9 protein-coding genes are annotated in these 6,189 nt (G+C 34.7%); 5 read left to right on the forward strand and 4 right to left on the reverse strand.

Features of this window, described 5'->3' with window-relative positions; translation table 11 throughout:
- Nucleotides 1-665 precede the first annotated feature (665 nt).
- Nucleotides 666-866 (reverse strand): hypothetical protein, encoded by a 201-nt coding sequence (locus HNR32_RS13380; RefSeq protein WP_183863504.1) that lies wholly within the window; start codon nucleotides 864-866, stop codon nucleotides 666-668.
- 369 nt (nucleotides 867-1,235) lie between these two features.
- On the opposite strand from HNR32_RS13380, the gene HNR32_RS13385 reads away from it, so the two are divergent.
- Complete coding sequence (locus tag HNR32_RS13385) at nucleotides 1,236-1,445, forward strand: hypothetical protein (protein WP_183863506.1); 210 nt, start codon at nucleotides 1,236-1,238, stop codon at nucleotides 1,443-1,445.
- 80 nt (nucleotides 1,446-1,525) lie between these two features.
- A complete protein-coding gene (locus HNR32_RS13390) occupies nucleotides 1,526-1,747 on the forward strand; it encodes a hypothetical protein (RefSeq protein WP_183863508.1) in 222 nt (73 codons plus the stop codon).
- 39 nt (nucleotides 1,748-1,786) lie between these two features.
- Here the strand turns inward: HNR32_RS13390 and HNR32_RS13395 are convergent, their stop codons facing one another.
- A complete protein-coding gene (locus HNR32_RS13395) occupies nucleotides 1,787-3,655 on the reverse strand; it encodes a YgiQ family radical SAM protein (RefSeq protein WP_183863510.1) in 1,869 nt (622 codons plus the stop codon).
- Between the two features lie 287 nt (nucleotides 3,656-3,942).
- Here HNR32_RS13395 and HNR32_RS14565 point away from each other — a divergent pair, with 287 nt between their 5' ends.
- The 3 genes from HNR32_RS14565 to HNR32_RS13405 are packed head-to-tail and all read left to right on the forward strand — an operon-like array spanning nucleotide 3,943 to nucleotide 4,613.
- The gene (locus tag HNR32_RS14565; RefSeq protein ID WP_375782647.1) at nucleotides 3,943-4,113 is read left to right on the forward strand and encodes a hypothetical protein; all 171 of its coding nucleotides are present in this window, start codon (nucleotides 3,943-3,945) and stop codon (nucleotides 4,111-4,113) included.
- Nucleotides 4,091-4,444: a hypothetical protein gene (locus HNR32_RS13400; RefSeq protein ID WP_183863512.1), complete on the forward strand. Its 354-nt coding sequence runs from the start codon at nucleotides 4,091-4,093 to the stop codon at nucleotides 4,442-4,444. The genes HNR32_RS14565 and HNR32_RS13400 overlap by 23 nt, the downstream gene beginning before the upstream one ends.
- Nucleotides 4,431-4,613 carry a hypothetical protein gene (locus tag HNR32_RS13405; RefSeq protein ID WP_183863514.1) on the forward strand — a complete coding sequence of 61 codons (183 nt, stop codon included), beginning with the start codon at nucleotides 4,431-4,433 and terminating at the stop codon, nucleotides 4,611-4,613. Before HNR32_RS13400 ends, HNR32_RS13405 begins: the two co-directional genes overlap by 14 nt.
- A gap of 114 nt (nucleotides 4,614-4,727) precedes the next feature.
- Here the strand turns inward: HNR32_RS13405 and HNR32_RS13410 are convergent, their stop codons facing one another.
- Complete coding sequence (locus tag HNR32_RS13410) at nucleotides 4,728-5,378, reverse strand: DUF5710 domain-containing protein (RefSeq protein ID WP_183863516.1); 651 nt, start codon at nucleotides 5,376-5,378, stop codon at nucleotides 4,728-4,730.
- Between the two features lie 177 nt (nucleotides 5,379-5,555).
- The gene (locus HNR32_RS13415; protein ID WP_183863518.1) at nucleotides 5,556-5,873 is read right to left on the reverse strand and encodes a glutaredoxin domain-containing protein; all 318 of its coding nucleotides are present in this window, start codon (nucleotides 5,871-5,873) and stop codon (nucleotides 5,556-5,558) included.
- Nucleotides 5,874-6,189: the final 316 nt, after the last annotated feature.

Consider the following 6,189-nt stretch of genomic DNA (forward strand, 5'->3'; position numbering starts at 1 on the left):
TGGTCTTTTTTTAGTCATGATGTTATAACTCCTTTATTATTGATGTTATTTTACATGACCTTAAAAAAGTTGTCTAGTTAATTGTAACCTATCCAGTTTGGCTAATAAAACAATTGTAAGTAAAACAGGACAAGGGGATATTATTTCAGGGAAGATGGCTAGATATTGGTTACCGGTAGATGGTGAAGATGATGTTTTTGTTCATTTATCTGTACGACTAGAAGATATTGTAGATGATATTCTATAAGCGAGCCACTTAGTATTATATTCTCTATAGTTAGATTAAAGAAATCTAATTATAGAGGGTGATTGTAAGGCGATTATCACTATGCAAGATTATGAAATAATCCGGCGTAAATTTTTAATTGAAAAGAAAAGTCAGAGTCAAATTACTAAAAAAATGAAAATTTATCGTAATACTGTAGCTAAGTATGTTAACATTCAGGTGGCGCAACTTTTTCATTGACATTCACACCTTGTAAGTACAATACAGGATTAGCGGTATTTTTTCTATACACTATTTGATTGAATGTTTACAAAGAAGCTAGATTGAATCTATAGCGCCTTACCTATATACACCAAAAGCCGCAGACCTTTTGATAAGGCTGCGGCTTTTGGTGTATTCATTTATATAAAAAAAGCACCCTGTGGGGTGTTTACTTTGATCATGCTATATTGCTAAAGATCATTTTAGTATTTAATGAGTGCATACTGCCACATTTTCTACAGGTAAGTTTTAAGTAATTATCTGTTTTTGTAGCTAATATATGGTCATCACCACATATAAGGCAGTTTTTCTCATTAAACCCTTTTTTGTATAATGCTGTTAGGATTTCTCCAGTTTCTCTATTATATTTTTCGTGCATAGGCATAACTCCTTTCTTTTAAATTAGTTCATTATAGCATAGATATAATGAAAAGTATATAGTAATAAAAAAAATATTACATAGAAAGCAAAGGTACAATGAATTTATTAGTAATAATTTCATTGTACTTATACTCTTTGTTTTTAATATAACACAAAAAAGTCACAAATTAACTACTTAATAGTATTAAAATTATTATAATTATAAAGGAGGTGCTTTAATGTCACTAAGAAAAATATATCGCAGGATTATATTATCAAAATCATTTCTAATAATGCTAAAACTACACGTAAGATACAGATTAGCAGCAAGTTTTTTAGATATATTGTAATCTCTATAGTTATTTGTGCATTATTATTTATAGGCGGAATGAGTTTTGCTGGATATACTTTTTTTGCTAATAAAGTTAATCAAACAACAATTGCCCAGTTGCAAAAAGCCAATTCGTTACAACAGGAGAAAATTACAAATATGAGTAAAAAAACAACAAAACTGGAAGGTTATTTAAACAACCTGACTTCCGATGCGCAAAAATTAAAACTGTTGTCAAACGGTAGTATTACTGAAAAATCTAGTTAATTCATAGCAAGGTTTAAGCACGGAGAAATAATTATCTAACATATAGCGAATAATAATATTTATTAATGGAGATGATATGGATGGATAAGTTTATACATAATAGGATAATAAAAGGTACAATATCTTTATTTATAATAACTGGCATGGCAGCAATTATTATCACGTCGAAATGTTCTTATAGTATGCCTATATCAATTCAGTATGATGAAGAGAAAGATTTTCAGCCGCAGTCTGAACAATCACAGGATGAACAACATAAAGGATTTCCACCACATCATGATATATCGGAAAAACAATTATAATAAAATAAACGACAGACACCTATGAAAGTCCTTATTTCGTTAACGTTTTTTTCTTGATATTTTATGTCTTGTATCTGGCTTGCTGCCAGATTTGTTATTCTTGTGGAAATTATTTTCTGTTGATAATGGTTTGATTAGGCACTTAGGAGCGAAACCAATCAGATCCTGCCTTTTGGCTCGGATAAGTGCTTCATGAACCAGATGATAATTTTTTGGATCACGATATTGCATAAGTGCCCGCTGCATTTTCTTTTCGTGGGCATCCTTAGCAGTATAAACTTGTTTTCCGGTGAGTGGGTCTATTCCACTGTAATACATACAAGTAGACGGTGTTCCCGGAGTCGGAATGAAATCTTGTACCTGTTCAGGACGATAATTAAGATCACGGATAAATTCAGCTAGTTCAACAGCCTCCCGCAATGTTGCCCCAGGATGACTCGACATAAAATAAGGAACAAGATATTGTTTGCTGTTAATTTTCTCATTCATTTTTTTAAAAGCACTGGCAAAGCGTACATATACATCTCGTCCTGATTTTCCCATCAAGCTCGTGACTTTCTCGGCAACATGCTCTGGAGCTATTTTAAGCTGCCCGCTTATATGATAACGGCAAAGCTCCTCTAAAAATTCATCTTTAGCGGCTAAAAGATAATCAAAGCGGATACCTGAACGAATAAATACTTTTTTTACTTTTGGCAGTGAGCGTAATTTCCGCAGTAATGACAAATAATCCGAATGATCTGCCTCAAGATTTCGGCATGGTTGTGGTGCTAAGCATTTTCGTCCGCGACAGGTACCGCGTTCAAGCTGCTGCTTGCACGATGGAATACGAAAATTTGCTGTTGGACCACCAACATCATGAATATAGCCCTTAAATTGGGGCATTTTAGTTAAGATTTGCGCTTCTCTCAGTAAAGATTCATGGCTGCGATGCTGAATGATTCGTCCCTGATGGGAAACGATTGCACAAAAATTACAGCCACCAAAACAGCCGCGATGGCTTACAAGGCTAAATTGTACTTCTTGGATGGCAGGAACACCACCATCTTTTTCATATATAGGATGATATGTCCGTCTATAAGGAAGATCATATATTTCATCCATTTCGGTTTCACTTAGTGGCAATGATGGCGGATTTTGTAAAATATATTGTCCATTACAAGCTTGTACCAGTGCTTTGCCACGAATTGGGTCTTGTTCGAGATATTCACTTTTAAATGCTGCAGCAAATGCCTGTTTGTTAGCAGTTACCTCATCAAAGGAAGGAATCTGTTCATAGTCCCATATAACATCAAGATTTTTCAGTCGACAGGCAGTACCTTTTATCGAAATAAGGTTGGTGATACCAATTCCTTGCTGGAGACCAGCAGCAATTTCAAGAATTTGGTGTTCACCCATCCCATAAATCAAAAGATCCGCCCGGCTGTCCATAAGAATTGATCGGCGAACTGAGTCTGTCCAATAATCGTAATGAGCAAAACGGCGCAGACTAGCTTCAATGCCACCAATAATTATAGGCACATCCTTCCAGCATTCACGTAAACGGTTACAGTATACAACAACAGCACGATCCGGACGGCAGCCGGTTTTCCCCCCCGGTGAATAGCTGTCTTGATGCCGTGTTTTTTTAGCAGCCGTAAATTTGTTAAGCATTGAATCAAGATTGCCACTGGAGACAAGAAAACCTAATCGCGGTTTTCCCAGCTTCATAAAATCCGTTGTACTATGCCAGTCAGGCTGAGCTATAATTCCGACCTTGTAACCATGCTTTTCCAGCAGACGGCAGATAATTGCCGGGCCGAAACTTGGATGATCCACATAGGCATCGCCCGAAATAAAAATAAAATCCAGTTCATCCCAATCACGTCGTTTCATATCATGCTTACTTATCGGTAAAAAATCGTTCATTAATCAACATCCCTACTTATTTTACATTTCTATCCGTATTCGGTGAAAATTTTTAAACCATATCATCAGTTTTAAAACATTCATAATTGTGTATCCTTACAGAAGAAAATACCCATATTTAAGTCACAATTATTAATACTGAAGACTTCTATACCATTATACATTAATGATTTCTATCAGACAAATAAAAGCACGGCTATTTGCTAAAAAAATTGTATGGCGTTTAAAATTGGGCTAGAAGTTATAGTAAAAATTAGATTATTGTCTGGAATCGTATGAAAGTGTTTATGTATAAATTCGCCAGAATTGTTTCCTTCTATCCAGACCATTATTCAAAAACAGCAGGTCTTGGTCTTTACTATGATGGCGATAACTGGGTTTATATTCATTTGAAACCAAACAATACGGAGGATAAAATTATTCTTGCCTGTACTCATGCAACAGTTGGATGCAGCTAATAAAATTCAGCTTGTAGTATTATTTTCTACTATGGGTATGCTAATTGTTGCCGTATCCAATATGGTAGCAGGTGCTTTATCAGATAAGCCACCTTCACGATTTGGGCGTCGTGCAATTTGGATTGTGGGCGGCGCATTTGCTTTTATGCTTTCTATGATTGGAGCATCTTTTTCGAAGGGAATAGTGATGCTACTGATATTTTGGATGATTGGACAGGTTGCCATGAACTTCATAGTTGTACCAATGGTTGCATGGATTGATTACGCGCCAGAGAGACAGAAAGGTCTGGCTTCCTTTGCTTATGGCGGTTTTGGGTATGGCTCTAGGTAATAATGGTTTCAAGGTTATTGGTGCTATGTTTCTAAGTCAGTTCCGCCTTGGTTTTATTATATTTGGCATCATAATATTTATTGGTACATTGCTGGCGGTAATAATTGTACATGAGCCTTCTAGTCTCTATTATGCCGAAGAAATCACTGAACAGAAAATTACATTCTAACACATGAATAGTCCCTATGGTTTTTTTGTTTATTGTTCAATTGATTATACAAGTAATCCTTTAGAGGTATAAGACTATATGACTGAAACAAATTTATTCTTCTGTAAAAAACGCCTAACGATCGGCAGCGCTATATGTATCGGAGCTTTCATCTAATAAATATAGCTCCTCCGCATGATCTAAAATAGTTTGTTTTGTTTTCTCAGATAAATCTATAAAATCCAATAACCACCTTGCATCCAATATCCAGTCAATTTCATTGCGTTTTAACCATTCTTCTCCACAGGTATCAAAATGCCAATTTCCAGTATCCTCATTCCAATTGTTCACCTTCATTAAATGCGCCATAGCAATCTTAAATCTACCTTTAATATTAGCTAGTCCAAAATGTTTGACTTCATGACAAGCTGGACACAATGCAATTGTCCTAATCAAAGTCTGCACCCCAGTCTCAATATCGTATTGCCACACCTCATGGCACTCAACTGGATGATTAATACCTTTTCCTCCACAAATTTCACAAGTGTAATTTGCTGCCGTAAAAGTTTTTTGTTTGACACTTTCCCATTCTTCCTTCGTTAATTCTGATCGTAAATTTTTATACCAAGCGGTTTTAGGTACAAGCTCAATTAGCAGTAACCATTTCCCAAATTTTTCAATATCTAATCCATCTGGTATAAACCATTTTTTTGCTTGTGCATTCCACTTAGCTCCAAGTGCTTTTGCTTCATCTTTTTGATGAAAAGGTACATTTAAAAACATCATATTCATTCCACCTCTAGAAATTATCTCATGTTTGGGGAGTATTTTACATCCACTATTTGATTGATCGCTTACAATGGAAGCGTTCTATCAGAAACCTATTACATTATTAAACACATATCCAAAAAGCCTGCATTTAGATGTACCTCAAACATCCAAATACAGGCTTTTCACTTTTCACTATTTACATAAAAGAATACATTCTTCTGTAATTCTGTTTAATTCATCCTCAGCAACTGGTACAATCCCTTCCCAGGATAATGCTTCATTGATATCAAAAGATTTTTTATCATCCTTCACAAAAAATGGGATACCGATTCCGCCATTCTTTTTAAATTCTGTAAACACGGGCTCCTCTTCTCGCATTTTTAAAAATGCACGTAAATCTAAACTATTTGCTGTGATATTAATATACTGATATTCGACATTTAATTGTTCAAAAACTACTTTCATTGCAAGGCAGTCCTTACAGATTGGTGTTCCATAAACTGTAATCATAGTTTTCGCTCCATTCATCTGTTTTTATGTACTTATTTACTTTGGTATCATAACTCTTCTTATTTAAAGTTGCAATACTTATATATTACTTAAATGAAAAACTAAAGTCTAGTTGTAGAAAATTTCACTGAATTTGCGGAATTAAATTTCGCAGTGTATCTTAACAACTCCATATATTTGTAAAATAACCCACCATTTGAACATTTATTACTTTAGATAAACTTCGTAAATTGCAATAGCAAATTGAACAAAATTTCCAATCTATAATAACTTTCAACAAGCATATATCTTATCCAAGAATGTATCAAAGAGATCC

The organism is Pectinatus brassicae (assembly GCF_014201835.1).
Classification (GTDB): Bacteria; Bacillota; Negativicutes; order Selenomonadales; family Selenomonadaceae; genus Pectinatus; species Pectinatus brassicae.

Bases quoted from the DNA above. Each gene is read 5' to 3' on its own strand.
- HNR32_RS13410 (WP_183863516.1), bottom strand. From the start codon at position 5,378: ATGATGTTTTTAAATGTACCTTTTCATCAAAAAGATGAAGCAAAAGCA.
- HNR32_RS13385 (WP_183863506.1), top strand. From the start codon at position 1,236: ATGAGTTTTGCTGGATATACTTTTTTTGCTAATAAAGTTAATCAAACA.
- HNR32_RS13395 (WP_183863510.1), bottom strand. From the start codon at position 3,655: ATGAACGATTTTTTACCGATAAGTAAGCATGATATGAAACGACGTGAT.
- HNR32_RS14565 (WP_375782647.1), top strand. From the start codon at position 3,943: ATGTATAAATTCGCCAGAATTGTTTCCTTCTATCCAGACCATTATTCA.
- HNR32_RS13405 (WP_183863514.1), top strand. From the start codon at position 4,431: ATGGCTCTAGGTAATAATGGTTTCAAGGTTATTGGTGCTATGTTTCTA.
- HNR32_RS13390 (WP_183863508.1), top strand. From the start codon at position 1,526: ATGGATAAGTTTATACATAATAGGATAATAAAAGGTACAATATCTTTA.
- HNR32_RS13380 (WP_183863504.1), bottom strand. From the start codon at position 866: ATGCACGAAAAATATAATAGAGAAACTGGAGAAATCCTAACAGCATTA.
- HNR32_RS13400 (WP_183863512.1), top strand. From the start codon at position 4,091: ATGCAACAGTTGGATGCAGCTAATAAAATTCAGCTTGTAGTATTATTT.
- HNR32_RS13415 (WP_183863518.1), bottom strand. From the start codon at position 5,873: ATGATTACAGTTTATGGAACACCAATCTGTAAGGACTGCCTTGCAATG.